At 68.9% G+C, this 15,867-nt stretch carries 14 protein-coding genes; 9 read left to right on the forward strand and 5 right to left on the reverse strand.

The window, feature by feature from the left end; genetic code table 11:
• Positions 1-14: 14 nt before the first annotated feature.
• Together BBA86_RS14145 and BBA86_RS14150 are read right to left on the reverse strand one after the other, a co-directional pair.
• Positions 15-1,343 carry a sensor histidine kinase gene (locus BBA86_RS14145; protein WP_223247110.1) on the reverse strand — a complete coding sequence of 443 codons (1,329 nt, stop codon included), beginning with the start codon at positions 1,341-1,343 and terminating at the stop codon, positions 15-17.
• On the reverse strand, positions 1,336-2,013 hold the full coding sequence (locus tag BBA86_RS14150) for a response regulator transcription factor (RefSeq protein ID WP_065572141.1): 678 nt from the start codon (positions 2,011-2,013) through the stop codon (positions 1,336-1,338). The genes BBA86_RS14145 and BBA86_RS14150 overlap by 8 nt, the downstream gene beginning before the upstream one ends.
• A gap of 145 nt (positions 2,014-2,158) precedes the next feature.
• Between BBA86_RS14150 and BBA86_RS14155 the strand changes: the two genes are divergently transcribed.
• From BBA86_RS14155 to BBA86_RS14165, 3 genes are all read left to right on the forward strand, one after another.
• A complete protein-coding gene (locus BBA86_RS14155) occupies positions 2,159-3,298 on the forward strand; it encodes a thiamine pyrophosphate-dependent enzyme (RefSeq protein WP_065572142.1) in 1,140 nt (379 codons plus the stop codon).
• A complete protein-coding gene (locus tag BBA86_RS14160; protein WP_083199608.1) occupies positions 3,295-4,278 on the forward strand; it encodes an alpha-ketoacid dehydrogenase subunit beta in 984 nt (327 codons plus the stop codon). Before BBA86_RS14155 ends, BBA86_RS14160 begins: the two co-directional genes overlap by 4 nt.
• A gap of 123 nt (positions 4,279-4,401) precedes the next feature.
• Positions 4,402-5,736: a dihydrolipoamide acetyltransferase family protein gene (locus BBA86_RS14165; protein WP_065572143.1), complete on the forward strand. Its 1,335-nt coding sequence runs from the start codon at positions 4,402-4,404 to the stop codon at positions 5,734-5,736.
• A 19-nt stretch (positions 5,737-5,755) separates the two neighbouring features.
• Here BBA86_RS14165 and BBA86_RS14170 read toward each other — a convergent pair whose 3' ends face one another.
• Together BBA86_RS14170 and BBA86_RS14345 are read right to left on the reverse strand one after the other, a co-directional pair.
• A complete protein-coding gene (locus BBA86_RS14170; RefSeq protein ID WP_065572144.1) occupies positions 5,756-7,570 on the reverse strand; it encodes a glycoside hydrolase family 2 protein in 1,815 nt (604 codons plus the stop codon).
• Positions 7,571-7,636: 66 nt separating this feature from the next.
• On the reverse strand, positions 7,637-8,395 hold the full coding sequence (locus tag BBA86_RS14345) for a GntR family transcriptional regulator (RefSeq protein ID WP_083199610.1): 759 nt from the start codon (positions 8,393-8,395) through the stop codon (positions 7,637-7,639).
• A gap of 154 nt (positions 8,396-8,549) precedes the next feature.
• On the opposite strand from BBA86_RS14345, the gene BBA86_RS14180 reads away from it, so the two are divergent.
• Genes BBA86_RS14180 through BBA86_RS14200 form a run of 5 tightly spaced genes read left to right on the forward strand, consistent with a single transcriptional unit; the run spans position 8,550 to position 13,686 of the window.
• Complete coding sequence (locus BBA86_RS14180; protein ID WP_065572146.1) at positions 8,550-9,896, forward strand: ABC transporter substrate-binding protein; 1,347 nt, start codon at positions 8,550-8,552, stop codon at positions 9,894-9,896.
• Positions 9,893-10,837, forward strand: coding sequence for a carbohydrate ABC transporter permease (locus BBA86_RS14185; RefSeq protein WP_223247111.1), 945 nt, complete (start codon positions 9,893-9,895; stop codon positions 10,835-10,837). Before BBA86_RS14180 ends, BBA86_RS14185 begins: the two co-directional genes overlap by 4 nt.
• A gap of 1 nt (position 10,838) precedes the next feature.
• A complete protein-coding gene (locus tag BBA86_RS14190; RefSeq protein ID WP_083199612.1) occupies positions 10,839-11,711 on the forward strand; it encodes a carbohydrate ABC transporter permease in 873 nt (290 codons plus the stop codon).
• Complete coding sequence (locus BBA86_RS14195) at positions 11,708-12,844, forward strand: Gfo/Idh/MocA family protein (protein ID WP_065572147.1); 1,137 nt, start codon at positions 11,708-11,710, stop codon at positions 12,842-12,844. The genes BBA86_RS14190 and BBA86_RS14195 overlap by 4 nt, the downstream gene beginning before the upstream one ends.
• Positions 12,841-13,686: a ThuA domain-containing protein gene (locus BBA86_RS14200; protein ID WP_083199614.1), complete on the forward strand. Its 846-nt coding sequence runs from the start codon at positions 12,841-12,843 to the stop codon at positions 13,684-13,686. The genes BBA86_RS14195 and BBA86_RS14200 overlap by 4 nt, the downstream gene beginning before the upstream one ends.
• A gap of 40 nt (positions 13,687-13,726) precedes the next feature.
• On the opposite strand, the gene BBA86_RS14205 is transcribed toward BBA86_RS14200, so the two are convergent.
• Complete coding sequence (locus tag BBA86_RS14205) at positions 13,727-14,845, reverse strand: ROK family transcriptional regulator (RefSeq protein WP_065572148.1); 1,119 nt, start codon at positions 14,843-14,845, stop codon at positions 13,727-13,729.
• Between the two features lie 112 nt (positions 14,846-14,957).
• On the opposite strand from BBA86_RS14205, the gene BBA86_RS14210 reads away from it, so the two are divergent.
• On the forward strand, positions 14,958-15,867 hold a 910-nt coding region (locus BBA86_RS14210), incomplete at its 3' end, for a glycoside hydrolase family 36 N-terminal domain-containing protein (protein WP_317614754.1).

Genomic DNA, 15,867 nt, shown 5'->3' on the forward strand with positions numbered 1-15,867 from the left:
CGCTCCCGACGCCCTCAGCCGGCGGCCGGGAGGCGGACCGTGAAGCGCGCGCCGCCCAGCCGCGATTCGTCGACCGAGACGGTGCCGCCCGAAGCTCGCACCGCCCCCGAGACGATCGCGAGGCCGAGACCGCTGCCCCCGGCATCCCGTGCTCGTCCTTCGTCGAGACGGACGAACCGTTCGAACACCCGCTCGCGCTCCGACGCGGGGATCCCGCTGCCGTCGTCGTCGACCGTCAGCACCGCGTCGGCCCCGTCGCGGGCGACCCCCACGGCGATCCGGGATGCCGCGTGCCGGGCCGCGTTGTCGGCTAGGTTCCGGGCGATCCGCCCGAGCAGGCGTTCGTCGCCCATGACCTGCACCGCCGTGATCGCGGAGCCGTCGACGCTCACTCCGGCTGCGCGCAGACGCGACACCTCGGCGAGGGCGAGGTCGTCGAGGTCGACGACACCGCGCTGCGAGGGCGCCTGCTCGTCGAGCCGGGCGAGCACCAGCAGGCCCTCGACCAGGTCCTGCATCCGCGCGCCCTCCTCGGTCACGACCTCGGCGAGGTCGTCGAGGCTCGTCGCATCGGGGTGGGCTCGGGCGAGCTCCGCGTGCTGTCGCATGGTCGCGAGCGGGGAGCGCAGCTCGTGCGAGGCATCCGACACGAACCGGCGCTGGGCCGTCGCGGACGCATCGAGCCGGTCGAGCATGCGGTTCATCGTGACCGCCAGTGCGGCGATCTCGTCGCCCGATGAGGGCTCGGCGACCCGACGGTCGAGCCGGTCGGCCGTGATGTGGTCGACCTCGCGACGGATGCGGCCGACCGTACGCAGGGCCCGCCCGACGACCCACCAGGTGACGACGGCGACGACGAGCACGACGAGCAGAGTGGATGCCGCGAGCAGCCATCCCGCGGTGGCGAGCGTCGCCTCGTCGCCGTCGACGGGAACGGCCAGGACGATGCGTACGTCGTCGTCGACCTCCTCCACGACGACCAGGACGGGATCGCCGTCGTAGGTGACGACCTCCCCGTCGCCATCCGCGGGCAGCGCGCCGTCCTCGGCGTCCTCGGATGCCGCGATCACCCGCCCCGATGCGTCGATCACCTGCACGATGTCGTCGTCGAGGTCGGGGATGCCGGCCGTGCCGGAGTCCTCGACGCGGAGAGCCAGCTCCGTCGCGCGCGTCTCCGCCGCGCGGGTGGTCGCATCTCGCACCTCCGAGCCCAGCACCGCGCTGAACCCGATCGACGCCAGCACCATGACGACCGCGACGATGGCCGTCGCGGCGGAGGTGATCCGCGCTCGCAGGGACCGGAGCCCCGGCATCCGTCCCGTCGGAGGAGTCTGCTCAGCCACCGTCGGCCGCCAGTCGGTAGCCCGCGCCGCGGACGGTTTCGATCGCGTTCCGGTCGAAGGGTCTGTCGAGCTTCCTGCGCAGGTGCCCGACGTAGACCTCGACGATGTTCGGGTCGCCGTCGAAGTCGTCGTCCCAGACACCGGCGATGAGGTCGCGCTTGGAGACGACCTGGCCCTTGTGGCGGATGAGATGGAGCAGCACGGCGAACTCCCGCGATGTCAGTTCGACTGTCGTGGCGCCGCGGCGGACGCGCCGCGCGGCGGGGTCGACGTGCAGGTCGCCGGCCTCGAGTGCGACGGGACGCTCGACGCCGCCGCGGCGGATGAGCGCGCGCAGGCGAGCGACCAGCACGGGGTAGGAGAACGGCTTCGTGACGTAGTCGTCGGCTCCCGCGTCGAGCGCGTCGACCTGGTCCCACTCGCCGTCCTTCGCGGTGAGCATGAGGACGGGGGTCCAGTTCTCCTCGGCGCGCAAGGCCTCGCAGACCTTCCAGCCGCTCATCCCCGGCATCATCAGGTCGAGCACGATCGCGTCGTAGCTCGTCTCGCGGGCGCGCCAGAGCCCGTCGACGCCGTTGTGCGCGACGTCCACGGCGAAGCCCTCGGCCTCGAGCCCGCGGCGCACACCGTCCGCCAGGCGCACCTCGTCGTCGACCACCAGAACACGCATGGGCCCAGTGTGGCGTGCGCACGCTGAAGCAGGGCTGAAGCGGATGCCGGGGCGAGGCCGGCTTGTCTCGAACGCACGGCGAATCGCGGCATCCGTTGTCGACCTCATGCAGAACCGGTCATGCGCGGGGGGTTAGCGTGGGAGGGTGACCCCCTCGTTCGAGGCTCCGGCCGAAGCACCCGACGTCGTCCGCGTCCTCGCCGCCGACGGTTCGTACGCGCCCTCCGAGGCAGCCGAGCGCTACCTCCCCCTCATCGACGCGCTCACCGACGCCGAACTCGAGACGTTCTACCGCGACATGGTCGTGGTGCGCGCCTTCGACCGGCAGGCGACCAACCTGCAGCGGCAGGGCCAGCTCGCGCTGTGGCCGCCGTCCCTCGGTCAGGAGGCCGCGCAGGTCGGTTCGGTGCGTGCCGCCCGCGCGCACGACCACGTGTTCCCCTCGTACCGCGAGCATGTCGTCGTGACGACCCGCGGCGTCGACCCGATCGACATCATCCGCCTGATGCGCGGTCTCACGCACGGCGGCTGGAATCCTGCCGAGCACCAGAACACGCACATCTACACGCTCGTCCTCGGCGCGCAGACCCTGCATGCGACGGGTCTCGGCATGGGCCTCGTCTTCGACGGTCGCACCGGCACCGGCGACCCCGAGAAGGACGAAGCGGTCATCGTCTACTACGGCGACGGCGCCTCGAGCCAGGGCGACGTCCATGAGGCGATGGTCTTCGCCGCGAGCTACCAGACCCCGCAGGTCTTCTTCCTGCAGAACAACCATTGGGCGATCTCGGTTCCCGTGACGACCCAGTCGCGCGTGCCCCTCGCTCGGCGCGGCGAGGGCTACGGCATCCCGTCGGTCCGCGTCGACGGCAATGACGTCCTCGCCAGCTACGCCGTCAGCAAGCTCGCCCTCGACGAGGCGCGCGCCGGCGGCGGTCCCCGCGCGATCGAGGCGCTCACCTACCGGATGGGTGCGCACACGACGAGCGACGACCCGACGAAGTACCGCACGAGCGACGAAGAGCAGTCGTGGGCGCAGCGCGACCCGATCGCACGCATGCGGGCGTTCCTGCAGAACCGCGGGACCCCGGCATCCTTCTTCGACGAGGTGGATGCCGCGGCCGCCGCCTACGCCGACGACGTGCGCGTGCGCACGAACGCCCTGGGCGACATCCCGACGGGGGTCATGTTCGATCACGTCTACGGCGACGTCCACCCGCTCGTGCAGGAGCAGCAGCGCTGGCTCGCCGAGTACGAGGCATCCTTCGAGGAGGGGAACGCGTGAGCGACATCCAGACCCTGCCCTTCGCGAAGGCGCTGAACGCGGGCCTTCGTGCGGCGATGACCGCGGACGACCACGTCCTGCTGATGGGCGAGGACATCGGTCCGCTCGGCGGCGTCTTCCGCGTGACGGAGGGGCTGCACGCCGAGTTCGGCTCGCAGCGCGTGCTCGACACCCCGCTCGCCGAGTCCGGCATCGTCGGCACCGCGATCGGCCTCACGATGGCCGGGTTCCGGCCCGTGATCGAGATCCAGTTCGACGGCTTCGTCTTCCCCGCGTTCGACCAGATCACGACGCAGCTCGCGAAGCTCACGAACCGCCACGAGGGGAACGCGAACTTCCCCGTCGTCATCCGCATCCCCTACGGCGGGCACATCGGCGCCGTCGAGCACCACCAGGAGAGCCCCGAGGCGTACTTCGCGCACACTCCGGGACTGCGGGTCGTGTCGCCGTCGACGCCGAACGACGCGTACTGGATGATCCAGGACGCGATCGCGTCGCCCGACCCGGTGATCTTCCTCGAGCCGAAGGCGAAGTACTGGATGAAGGGCGAGGTCGACGTCGCTGAGCGCGCGCTGCCGCTGCACGCCTCCCGCGTCGTCCGTCGGGGGACCGATGTGACCCTCGTGGGCCACGGCGCGATGGTCACGACTCTGCTGCAGGCGGCCGCACTCGCCGAGGGCGAAGGCACCTCGTGCGAGGTCATCGACGTCCGCTCGCTCGCGCCGATCGACTACGAGCCGATCCTCGAGTCCGTCCGCCGCACCGGCCGCATGGTCTACGCGCAGGAGGCGCCCGGCAACGTGTCGGTCGGCTCCGAGGTCGCGGCGACCGTCATGGAGAAGGCGTTCTACGCCCTCGAGGCGCCGGTCCTCCGGGTGTCGGGCTTCGACGTCCCGTTCCCGCCCGCGAAGCTCGAGGGCCAGTACCTCCCCGACGCGGACCGCATCCTCGAAGCCGTCGACCGCGCCCTCGCCTACTGACCTCCCGCATGGCCCCCTACCCGCGACCCCCGCACGTCCGCGAGACTGCACGTGTGCGCCGAGACTGCGGCGTCAGCCCGCTGTCTCGGCGCGCGGCTGCAGTCTCGCGGGGATGGAGATGACATGAGCACGCAGACCTTCCACCTGCCGGACGTCGGCGAAGGACTGACCGAGGCCGAGATCGTGCAGTGGCGCGTCGCGCCGGGCGACAGCGTGGACGTCAACGACGTCCTCGTCGAGATCGAGACGGCCAAGTCGCTCGTCGAGCTGCCGTCGCCGTTCAGCGGCACGGTCGGCGACATCCTCGCCACCGAGGGGACGACGGTCGAGGTCGGCGCGGCGATCATCACGATCGCGGGTGGCGAGGGGCAGCCGGATGCCGACATCGGCCGCTCCGAGCACGGTGAGAAGCCCGCCGAGGAGCCCGGCGGATCGGTGCTCGTCGGCTACGGCACCGGTGGCGAGGTCAAGTCGCGTCGCCGCAAGTCGGCCGAGAAGCCCGTGACCCGTGCCGTGGGCGTCGTCGCGAAGCCCCCGATCCGCAAGCTCGCGCGCGACCTCGGCGTCGACCTGGCCGACGTGTCGCCGAGCGGCACCGCCGGCGAGGTCACCCGCGAGGACGTCGTCCGCCACGCCGAGCAGGCCTCGGTCTTCCGCAACATCGCGACCCCCGACCTCCCCGAGGAGCGCGAGCTGTCGATCCCCGTCGCGGCGCCCGCGGCATCCGACCCCGCCCCGTCGACGCCGCCGGCGGACGCCCGCGAAGAGGCGATCACCGTCAAGGGCGTGCGCAAGGCGACCGCGAACGCGATGACCTCGAGCGCCTACACCGCGCCGCACGTGTCGGTGTGGACCGATGTCGACGCGACCCGCACGATGGAGCTCGTCAAGCGGCTGAAGGCCTCGCCGGACTTCGCCGACGTGAAGATCTCTCCGCTGCTGATCTTCTCGCGCGCCGTCATCTGGGCGCTCCGCCGCACGCCGATGATCAACGCGGCGTGGGTCGAGACCGAGAACGGCGCCGAGATCCGCGTGCGTCACTACGTGAACCTCGGGATCGCCGCGGCGACCCCCCGCGGCCTGCTCGTCCCGAACATCAAGGACGCGCAGGACCTCAACATGCGCGGCCTCGCGCGGGCCCTCGAGAAGCTCACGGTCACTGCACGCGACGGCAAGACGACGCCCGCCGACCAGCAGGGCGGAACATTCACGATCACGAACATCGGTGTCTTCGGGATGGATGCCGGGACCCCGATCATCAATCCGGGGGAGTCCGGCATCATCGCCATGGGCACGATCCGGCAGAAGCCGTGGGTCGTCGACGGCGAAGTCCGCCCTCGTTTCGTGACGACCGTGTCGGGATCGTTCGACCACCGCGTCATCGACGGCGACGGCATCAGCCGCTTCATCGCCGACGTCGCGTCGGTGCTCGAGGAGCCGGCGCTCCTGCTCGACTGAGGCCGACGATCGTTCGGCGCTACGGCTTCGCGTTCGACTCCGCCGCGATGATCGAGCGGAGCACGTCGAGGGGCAGTTTGGGCGTGCGATCCTCGAAGGCCAACCCGTTCGCCTCCTGCATCGTGTCCGTCAACTGCGTGTAGCAGAAGCCCGCGATCACCCTGCTGTCCAGAAGCGCGCCGAAGAGCCCCCTCAGGTGAGCCTCGAGCTCCTCTGTCGTCGCGCTCGTGGAGTACCCCCACGACGGCGCCGCCGGTGATCGCTCGAACTTGATCCCACCGAACTCGCTGACCATCACGGGCGCGCGACCGATGTCCGCCGTCCCCTCGGCCATCATCATGCGATCGGACGGTCCGTACCCGCCGAAGAGCGTGGCGAGTGCGGCGTTGTCCGCGTACCGGGCACGGAACCGGTCCGGATCCGCCTCGTAGTCGTGGACGGTCAGGATGTCGGACTGCGTGTGCTCCCACCCGTCGTTGGAGATCACCGGTCGCGACGGGTCGACGGCGCGGGTGAGATCCGACAGTCCGCGCGAGAACGCCCGTTGCGCCGGATCGACCAGCAGGTCGCGGATGCCCCAGCTCTCGTTGAAGGGGACCCAGGTGACGATGCTGGGATGCGACCGGTCGCGCCGCACCAGCTCGAGCCACTCCTGCGTCAGAGCGTGCATCGCGAAGGTCGTGAACTCGAAAGCGCCGGGTGCCTCTCCCCAGATCAGCAGGCCGAGTCGGTCGGCCCAGTAGAGGAAACGCGGGTCTTCTGCCTTCTGATGGATGCGGGCGGCATTGAAGCCCATGGCCTTGATCAGCTCGACCTCCGCTCGCAGGGCGTCGTCGCTGGGTGCAGCCAGGTGCGACTCCGGCCAGAACCCCTGTTCGAGGACTGCCCGGACGAAGTAGGGACGGTCGTTGAGCAGGAATCTCCCGTTCGCGGTGCCGACCGTGCGGAGCCCGACGTACGAGTGGGCCTCATCGCTGAACCCTCGGTCCGAGACGGTGACGACCGCATCGATGAGACGAGGGGTCTCCGGCGTCCACACGAGCTTCTCGTAGTGCTGGCCGTTCCGCTGGTCCCGCAGGGGGATGTCGATGATCGGCATCCCGGTCGCCGGGGTCGTCACCGTCATGTCCGCCAGGACGCGACCTTCGAAGTCCAGCCGCACGTTCACGACCGCCTCGGGGCTCAACGGGCGGTTGGTCAGGAGCTCCAGGATCACGCTGTCGGTGCCGCGAGTCGTCCTCCAGAAGAGGTCCGTGATGTGGGTCTCGGGCACCTCCTCGATCCAGACGGGCTGCCAGATCCCAGTGGTCCGGTGGTACCAGATCTCGTGCGGCTCGGGGAGCCAGTCCTGCTTGCCCCGGGGCTGCCCGACATCGTGGAACCGGTCGATGGCCCGGACCACCAGAACGTCGGTTCCGTCACCACGGACGTGATCGGTGATGTCGGCTGTGAACGGGGTGTGGCCGCCGACGTGAGATGCCGCCTGGCTGCCGTTGATCCACACGGTCGCGGCGTAGTCGACCGCTCCGAAGTGCACGTGGAGGCGTGAGGACGAGTGGGTCCGTCCGACCTGTTCGGCGGTCAGTGCCGTGGAGTACCACACCACCGAGTGCTCGCCCACGTCTCCGATCCCCGATGCGGGGGACTCCGGCGGGAAAGGAACCTCGATCGTGCGATCGAAGTCCGGGTCGAGGAACCAGCGCTCGGCCGCCCCGACCTCGTCGTCGTCGTAGGCGAACCCCCACCGGCCGTCGAGGCTGCGCCAGGAGTTCCGTCGCAGCTGCGGCCGAGGATGGATGGGGCTCTGATTCGGCGTCGTCGTCGAAGCGTTCATGATCTCAGCGTGGCGTAATTGCTTCTGTTATGCAACGAATACGCCGTTCCACGCGCCACGACGCGTTCATGCGACCTCCACGACGAGCAGGGCGAAGTGGTCCGGTCGATAGCGACGGCGGTCGTATTCGATCGGTTCACCACCGACATCGAACGTCGTGACCGAAGACAGCAGCACGGGTGATCCCGGGGTCAGGCCCAAGATGCGCGCGTCCTCCGGACCCGCGGCTTCCACGACGATGCGGATGCCGCGGGTCCAGGTGTCCGCATCGCGTCCGTGCGCGAAAGTGGTCATGATCTCTCGCGTCGTCACTCTATCCCCCGCGGCCGGTGACATGCGCCGGAAGGACTCGGCGACGGCGACGGGCGCTCCGGAGGCGTAAAGGACCCGCTGTACGTTCACGACACGTGTGTCGGTGGCCAATCGGAGCGCTGCGGCGACGTCCGCGTCCGCGGGAACGTGCTGGATGCGGGCCGTCCGCAGTGTCGACCTGGCTCGAGAGGAGAGTTCGACCTCGTGGAGGCCGGGACTGGCTGACGGTCCAGGGGAAACCGGCCGGAGCACCCGCGTGCCGATGCCGCGGTCTCTCTCGACGAGGCCCAGCAGGGTCAGCTCTCGGATCGCCCGCCTGACCGTGGAGCGCGAGACGCCCCAGGTGTCGCTGAGGGTGGCTTCGCTCTCGAGGTGCGACCCGGGTGGGAGGGCGCCGGAACTGATCCCGTCGCGCAGAGTCGCCGCAATGCGTTGCCATCGGAACGAAGGCGGGGTCGCGCGCGAAGCGGATGCCCCCGCAACCCCGGGGAGCGCGGGTGGTGATGATCCCATGACTCGTCCTCTCCGACGCGACAGGCTCGCGCGTCTCAACCGGCGCTGCGAAGAAAAATATTGACCAGTCCGAAATTATTGTCCTAACATGCCGATGACATCAATCGACAGACCGGCAACGCAGCCGACGGATTGAGATCAGAGAGGCATCCCGATGAAGCGAACTCATGCACTCGCTGCGTTCTCCGCAGCACTCGTCGTGGCCGGGGTCTCCGGCTGCACCGCCGCCGGCGGCGACGACGGAACCGACGGCCCGGTCACGATCAGCATCATGGAGACGAAGCAGACCAACATCGATGCGATCAACAAGGTCATCCCCGGCTTCGAAGCCGAGATGGCCAAGCAGGGCAAGGACATCAAGGTCGACCTGATCGCCGATCAGCTCACGGACGAGCAGTTCAAGACGAAGATGACCCAGCAGCTCGTGGCCGGCCAAGCACCGGACGTGCTCGACATCGGTGAGAACATGGCGATCGCCTGGTCGGCGGCCGGCTACCTGACCCCGCTCGACGAGTACCTCGAGAAGTGGGATGGCTGGAGTCACTACTACCCTGCCGTCAAGGAGGCCATCACCCGACAGGACGGGCACGTCTACAACTTGCCCTCCGGAGCCGGGGTGCAGAACTTCTTCTTCCGGAAGGACGTTCTCGAAGAGGTCGGGGTCGAGACCTCGCAGCCCGAGACCTGGGACGAGCTGATCGACCGACTGGTCCAGGTCAAGGAGGCCACGGGTGACACCCCCATCGTGATCCCCGCCGGGACCGCATGGGGTGGAGGCACGTGGAACGAGGGGTTCCAGCCGCTCCTCGGCGGCACGGACACTGAGTACTACGACCGGGACAGTGCGACGTGGAACCTGCAGAGCCCCGGATGGCTCGCCGTCTTCGAGCTCTACGACGAGCTGGTCTCCAAGGGGCTCATGCCCGTCGAGGATCTGCAGAACCCGAATCCGTGGGAGCCGACGAAGTACGTGAAGTTCCCCGCCGGTGACATCCAGGTCGCTGCGCAGGGCACCTGGGGATGGCGTTTCGACTGGGGTCCCGAGGGTGCGACGCCGATCGAGGGTCTCGACGAGAAGGTCTCGACGTGGCAGTACCCGGCCCTGGCCGCGGGGGATCAGCCCTACGGGTGGAGCAGCACCGGCGGCGGTTATGCGATTCCGGAGAAGTCCGAGAAGAAGGAGGCCGCGATGGAATTCATCAAATACCTCTCGAGCGGCAAGCCGCTCGCCGAGCAGCTCACCGCCTCGGGCGCCGCATCGGCGCGGGATGACCTCGACGACGTCGCGCCGTACTCCGAGGAGCCGCACCTCCTGCAGGCAGGCAAGGACCTCGCCGACAGCGTCTACGTCGTGACCGGCGACGGTGCCGACCAGATCGCCCAGGCGGTGTCCACCGCCACGGAGAAGATCCTCAGCGGCGAAGCCGACGGGCGGCAGGCGTACGAATCGTTCGTGAAGGATGCGACGGACCTGCTGGGGCCGAGTCTGGTGAAACAGTGACGACGATCGTCGATCTGCCCGCCGCTGCGCAGGATGCCACCCGGCAGCCTGCGCGGCGCCGTCGCCGAGTCCGGAGTACCTGGCCGATCGTCGCCGTGCTGCTGGGGCCCTCGGCCATCCTCATCTCGCTGTTCATCGTCCTGCCCGCGGTCTACGGCCTGTGGCTCAGCCTGACGAACACGCAACTGACCGGATTCGCGGCACGCGATCCGAAGTTCGTCGGTCTGGACAACTACGTCTACCTCCTCACGAGCAGTGACTTCCTCGCGTCGCTCGGGCAGACCGGCACGTTCCTGCTGTTCTCGGCCATCATCGGGCAGACGGTCCTGGGCATGGTCGCCGCGATCCTGCTGAGCCGGCCGTGGGTCCGCGGCAAGGGTGTCTTCGGTGCGGCGATCCTCATGCCGATGGTGGTCCCCGAGGTGGTGGCGTCCCTGGCGTGGGCGAGCGTGCTGGCCACCAGCCCGGAAGGAACCCTGAACCGTCTGACGTCGCTCTTCGGTGCGGAGCCGACGAGCTGGCTCCAGACGGTCCCGATGGTGGCGATCATCCTCGTCAACGTCTGGCGCGGCCTCGCGTTCGCGATGATCATGTTCCAGGCTGCGCTCGAAGATGTCCCGGTCGAGCTCATCGAGGCGGCGCGGGTCGACGGTGCCAGCGCGACACAGGTCTTCCGTCATGTCACGCTTCCGTTGATCCGCGGGCCGGTGTTCCTCTATCTGCTCCTGACCACGATCAGCACGGTCGGCGTGTTCGGCCTGGTCTACTTCCTCACGCGAGGCGGCCCCGGCGGACAGACCCGGCTCGCAGCCATCTACATCTACGAGCGCGCGCTCCAGTTCTCCCAGATCGGTATCGGGAGCGCGGCCTCGATCATCCTCCTCGTCATCGTCCTCGTCCTCGGAGTCGTGTACGTGAGACTCGCGAAAGTGAAGGTGTGACATGAGCGCCGTCAGTGAGAACCCGCTCGTCCCGATGCAGCGCCGCAGACCGTTGCAGCCGGTCGACGTCGTCCAGCGGACCATCGGGTACGTCCTGCTCGTCCTCCTCGTGCTCTTCTGCCTGGTCCCCTTCGCCTGGGTCCTCCTGAGCGCGGTGGATCAGAACGCCGGTGCGACCGTGCAGTGGCCGACCTGGTCGTTCGACAACTTCACCCGCTTCTTCGCCGCCCCCGGCACGCCGATGCTCGTGATCAACAGCCTCGTCGTCGCCATCGGCTCCACCGTGCTCAACCTCGCGCTCGGCGTCGCGGGCGGCTATGCGCTCTCGCGCTTCGATTTCCGGGGTCGCCGGTTCTTCATGTTCAGCATCCTGCTCATCCGCGTCGTGCCGGCACCCGCGACGATCGTGGCGCTGTACCTGATCATGGTGAACCTGCAACTGACGAACACCCTGCACGGCCTCATCCTGGTTCAGGCGGTGGGCGGTCTGCCGGTGACCCTCTGGCTCATGAAGGGCACCGTGGACGCGATCCCGCTCGAGCTCGAGGAGGCCGCGTGGGTCGATGGGAGCACGCGCCTCCAGGCCATCCGGCGGGTCGTCCTGCCGCTCATCGGGCCGGGCCTCGGCGCCGCGGCGATGCTCCAGTTCATGGGATCGTGGGGCGACTTCCTGACGCCATTGGTGATGCTGCAGAGTCAAGAGCTCTATCCGCTCGCCATCGGATTGTTCCGGGCGTTCAGCGAGCGCGACCACGTCGATTGGGGCCTGTTGGCCGCCAGCGCGATCGTCTACGTCCTGCCACCGGCGATCCTGTACATCTTCGTCCGCAAGCATCTGCTGCGGTCGAGCCTCGGCGGGGCGTTGAAGGGATGAGCGGAGACGTGGACGGACGCCTGCGGGTCGCACTGGTCGGAGCGGGAGCGATGGGGGGCGAGTGGCTGCGGATGCTGGCGGCATCCTCGATCGCGGTCCCTGTCGCCGTCGTGGACCTCGACATCGAATCGGCGCGACGGACGTGCGGCTCGGCCGGCCTCGACGTCGCGACCGGGAGATCCCTGACCGAGGTGGAGGATGCGGGAATCGAGGCCGTCATCAACGTCACGGTGCCCCAGGCGCACCGGATCGTCAACGAACAGGCGATGCGCGCAGGACTGCCGGTGCTCTGCGAGAAACCTCTCGCGCCGACCGTGTCGGAAGCACTCCGGCAGGTGGCGCTCTCGAACGTGACCGGACAGCTCCTGATGGTGAGCCAGTCGCGGCGATACTTCGGGCCACTGGCGACGTTCGCGACGGTCGCGCGGGAGGTCGGGCCGGTGAACACGATCCTCGCGGACTTCTTCCACGAGGATCACGAACCGGGGTTCCGCGAACAGATGGAGCATCCTCTTCTCGTGGACATGTCCGTGCATCACTTCGACATGCTGCGGTACGTCACCGACGATCTCCCCGTCAGCGTCCGGTGCGATGCGTGGAATCCGCCGTGGAGCTGGTTCGCGGGCAAGGCGTCGGCGGTCGCCACCTTCGAACTGGCGTCAGGCGCTCGTTTCGTCTACTCCGGGAGCCGGGCGACGCCGGGGGCGGAGACCTCGTGGAACGCCGAATGGCGGATGCACGGTCTCGGGGGTGTTGCGACGTGGGACGGCGAGAAGTCGGTCACGCTGCGCTCCGAGCGGGTCGTCGCCGAGCCGATGTCGGCGGGCGAGAGCATCGAAGGGTCGCTGGCGGAGTTCGTCTCCTGTGTGAGAAGCGGCCGGACGCCTCAGAACGAGGTGCGCGACAACATCCTGACCCTCGCGATGATCGAGGGCGCCACGGTGAGCAGTTCGCGTCAGGGCGAGCGCGTCGTGATTCGGGAGCTCCTCGACGAGGCGCTGATCCGAGCGCTCCGCGACGAGACCCGCGAGGACGTCGCGGCCGAACTGCAGTCCTGGCCGGACGCCGTCCACGGACTGTCCACGACCCCCTGGGGCTCCGAGCCCGCGATCGCGTCTGGAGGCGCCTCATGACCGACACCGTTCCCGCCGGAGCCCCCTCGGGGCGACCCATCCGCGTCGTCGTCTGGGGGGAGAATCGCCACGAACAGGTGAACCCCGTCGTCCAGGGGATCTATCCCGACGGCATGCACACGACGATCGCGCGAGGCATCACCGGGCATCTGGGCGACCGGGCCCTCGTCACCACCCGGGTCCTCGAGGATCCGGAACACGGCATGACCGACGAGCTGCTGGCGGAGACCGACGTCCTCGTGTGGTGGGGACACGCAGCGCACGACGAGATCGATGACCGCGTCGTCGATCGCATCCACGCGCACGTGCTGGAGGGCATGGGCATCATCGTCCTGCACTCGGGGCATCACTCGAAGATCTTCCGACGTCTGATGGGGACGACCTGCAGCCTCCGGTGGCGCAACGACCGGGACAGGGAACTGGTCTGGACCGTCTCGCCGACGCATCCGATCGCGGCGGGGGTCCCGCAGCCGCTGATCATTCCGGCGCAGGAGATGTACGGGGAGTTCTTCGACGTCCCGGAGCCCGACGAACTGGTCTTCATCAGCAGCTTCAGCGGCGGCGAGGTCTTCCGCAGCGGCATCACCTATCGACGCGGCTACGGCAAGGTGTTCTATTTCAGCCCGGGAGACGAGATCTTCCCCGTCTACCACGACCCGAACATCCAACGCGTCATCGCCAACGGGGTGGAGTGGGCGCACACCGACCGGCCGCGGACGTCGTACCTCGTCACCCCGATGTATCTGACCGGTCGCTTCGACACCCCGGTCCTGGAGTCCGACGACGGCCTCGTCGACTACCACACGCGGGAGCCCGTCGACTTCGGCGACGATCCGGCCTGATGCGAGGGGCGGGCGAGAGCGCCCGCTCCTCGCATCACGGTCACTGACGACGGCTGCGCATCCTGTCCATCGTCGATTGGATGGCGACCGCTGCGGCGCCTCGTGCCCAGGCGCGGAAGCCCGACCCGTCGACGATCAGGTCGATCGGGTTGGCGTGCGGGTCGCGACCGGCAGCAGCCGCGGCGAGGACCCGGTCGTGAACGATCGTGAGCAGGCTGACCCCCTCGCCCGAGAGCACCACCGTCGACTGCAGGCTGAGGTTGGTCGCCAGTGCGATCAGTCTGCCCAGCGCGTCGGCTGCGCTGCCGACGATCGCGCTGACGGCGGGATGCCCGTCCTCAGCGAGGCGGAGGATCTCGTCGTACCCGACCGGGCGGGCGAGTGCGGCCGACGCCTGGGCGGTGATCGATCCGGACGTGAGCAGCGCCTGGGCGCAGCCGCGGTGGCCCTCGGAGCAGATCGGGCCGAACGGGTCGAGGGGGATGTGGGCGCCCGTACCGGCCGTCGCATCCGGTGTCCGGATGACCTCGTTGTCCACGACCAGCCCGTAGCCCACGCCCGCACCGATCGTGATGACCGCGAACCCGGAGAGTCCGCGCCCCGCGCCGAACCACCGCTCCGCTTCGGCGAGGGCGACCACATCGTTCTCCACGCTCACAGGAACCCCGAGCCGCGCGCCGAGATCCGTCGCGACATCGACGTCGTCCCACTCCAGGAACGATGCCCGGACGGCGACGCCGTCGTGGACGACGCCACCGAGGCTCACGCCCACGGCGACGAGGTTCGGGACGTCGAGCCCGCGCACCGCGCGGTCAACGAGCGCGAGGACCGCCTCGGGCGATGTGTCCGCGATGGGCCACTCGCCTGCGGCGATCTGCTCGGCTCGGATGTCGGTGGCGACCGCGATGACGAGATCTCCGGTGATCTTCACTCCGACGAACGACCCCAGGTTCGGCGCGATGTCCAAGGGCCGGCTGGGGCGCCCGACGGTGCCGTCGGCCACCTCTTCGAGCTCGACGAGCAGGCCTCTCTCGACGAGTGGCTTCGCGAGGCGGGTGAGGCTCGCCGGCGACAGTCCCAGCTTCACGCCGAGATCTCGCCGCGACAGCGGGCCGTAGATCAACACCGTGCGCGCCAGGGCGGCTTCGCTGTCGCTCATCCCCACCTCCTCGATGCAGTCACAGTGGCACAGCGGGGGCTCCCGGAGACGCAGCCACGCTCGGTAACCCATTGTTCTTGACGCGATAATATTTTACGTCGAAACTAATCCTATGCCCACGCCCGACGTCGTCCATCTCCGCGCCGGCGGCACCAGTGTCTGCGTCGATTCGTCCACGGGGGTACCGCGGATCGTGCACTGGGGTCCGGACCTCGGACGGGTGTCGCAAAAGACTCTCGACTCCCTGGCCCGCGCTGACCGTCTGCAGCGCGCCTCGGGCGGACTCGATGAGACGGTCGGGCTGAGCGTCGTCAGCACGGCGGCATCCGGTTGGGCGGGAACGCCCGCACTGGAGGGGCACCGCGACGGCGACGCGGTCGGCGTGCGATTCGAGCTGCACGCGAGTGAGGTGACGAGCACCTCCGTCCGTTTCGATCTCACGGATGCCGAGATGGAGCTGTCGGCTCGGTACGTGTTGCGGGTGACGGGATCGGGTTTGGTGCGGGCGCGGACGACGGTGCGTAACGATGGTGTGGGTGTGTACGCGGTGCAGGCGTTGCATGTGATGTTGCCGTTGCCGTGGGAGGCGACGGAGCTGCTCGATACGACGGGGCGTCACCTGCGGGAGCGGTCGGCGCAGCGGCATGAGCTGACGTTCGGCACGCATGTGCGGGAGTCGCGTCGTGGTCGTCCGGGGGCGGACTTCACCCTGCTGCTGGCTGCCGGCACCCCCGGGTTCGGTTTTGAGCGCGGCACGGTGCACGGCGCCCACCTCGCGTGGAGTGGGAACTCGCGGATCTTCGCGGAGCGGATGCCGACCGGTGAGTCGTTCCTCGGGGCGGGCGAGCTCTACCTGCCCGGTGAGATCCGTCTCGCGCCGGGTGAGGAGATCTCCTCGCCCGAACTGCTCGGCTCCTGGGGTGACGGGCTGGATGAACTCGCGGTGCGGTTCCACGGGGAGTGGCGAGCACGCCCTCAGCACCCGACCCGCCCCCGGCCCATCACCCTCAACACGTGGGAGG

This window comes from Microbacterium oleivorans, assembly GCF_001691565.1.
Lineage (GTDB): Bacteria > Actinomycetota > Actinomycetes > Actinomycetales > Microbacteriaceae > Microbacterium > Microbacterium oleivorans_B.

Bases quoted from the DNA above. Each gene is read 5' to 3' on its own strand.
- BBA86_RS14180 (WP_065572146.1), top strand. From the start codon at position 8,550: ATGAAGCGAACTCATGCACTCGCTGCGTTCTCCGCAGCACTCGTCGTG.
- BBA86_RS14190 (WP_083199612.1), top strand. From the start codon at position 10,839: ATGAGCGCCGTCAGTGAGAACCCGCTCGTCCCGATGCAGCGCCGCAGA.
- BBA86_RS14195 (WP_065572147.1), top strand. From the start codon at position 11,708: ATGAGCGGAGACGTGGACGGACGCCTGCGGGTCGCACTGGTCGGAGCG.
- BBA86_RS14150 (WP_065572141.1), bottom strand. From the start codon at position 2,013: ATGCGTGTTCTGGTGGTCGACGACGAGGTGCGCCTGGCGGACGGTGTG.
- BBA86_RS14345 (WP_083199610.1), bottom strand. From the start codon at position 8,395: ATGGGATCATCACCACCCGCGCTCCCCGGGGTTGCGGGGGCATCCGCT.
- BBA86_RS14200 (WP_083199614.1), top strand. From the start codon at position 12,841: ATGACCGACACCGTTCCCGCCGGAGCCCCCTCGGGGCGACCCATCCGC.
- BBA86_RS14170 (WP_065572144.1), bottom strand. From the start codon at position 7,570: ATGAACGCTTCGACGACGACGCCGAATCAGAGCCCCATCCATCCTCGG.
- BBA86_RS14165 (WP_065572143.1), top strand. From the start codon at position 4,402: ATGAGCACGCAGACCTTCCACCTGCCGGACGTCGGCGAAGGACTGACC.
- BBA86_RS14205 (WP_065572148.1), bottom strand. From the start codon at position 14,845: ATGAGCGACAGCGAAGCCGCCCTGGCGCGCACGGTGTTGATCTACGGC.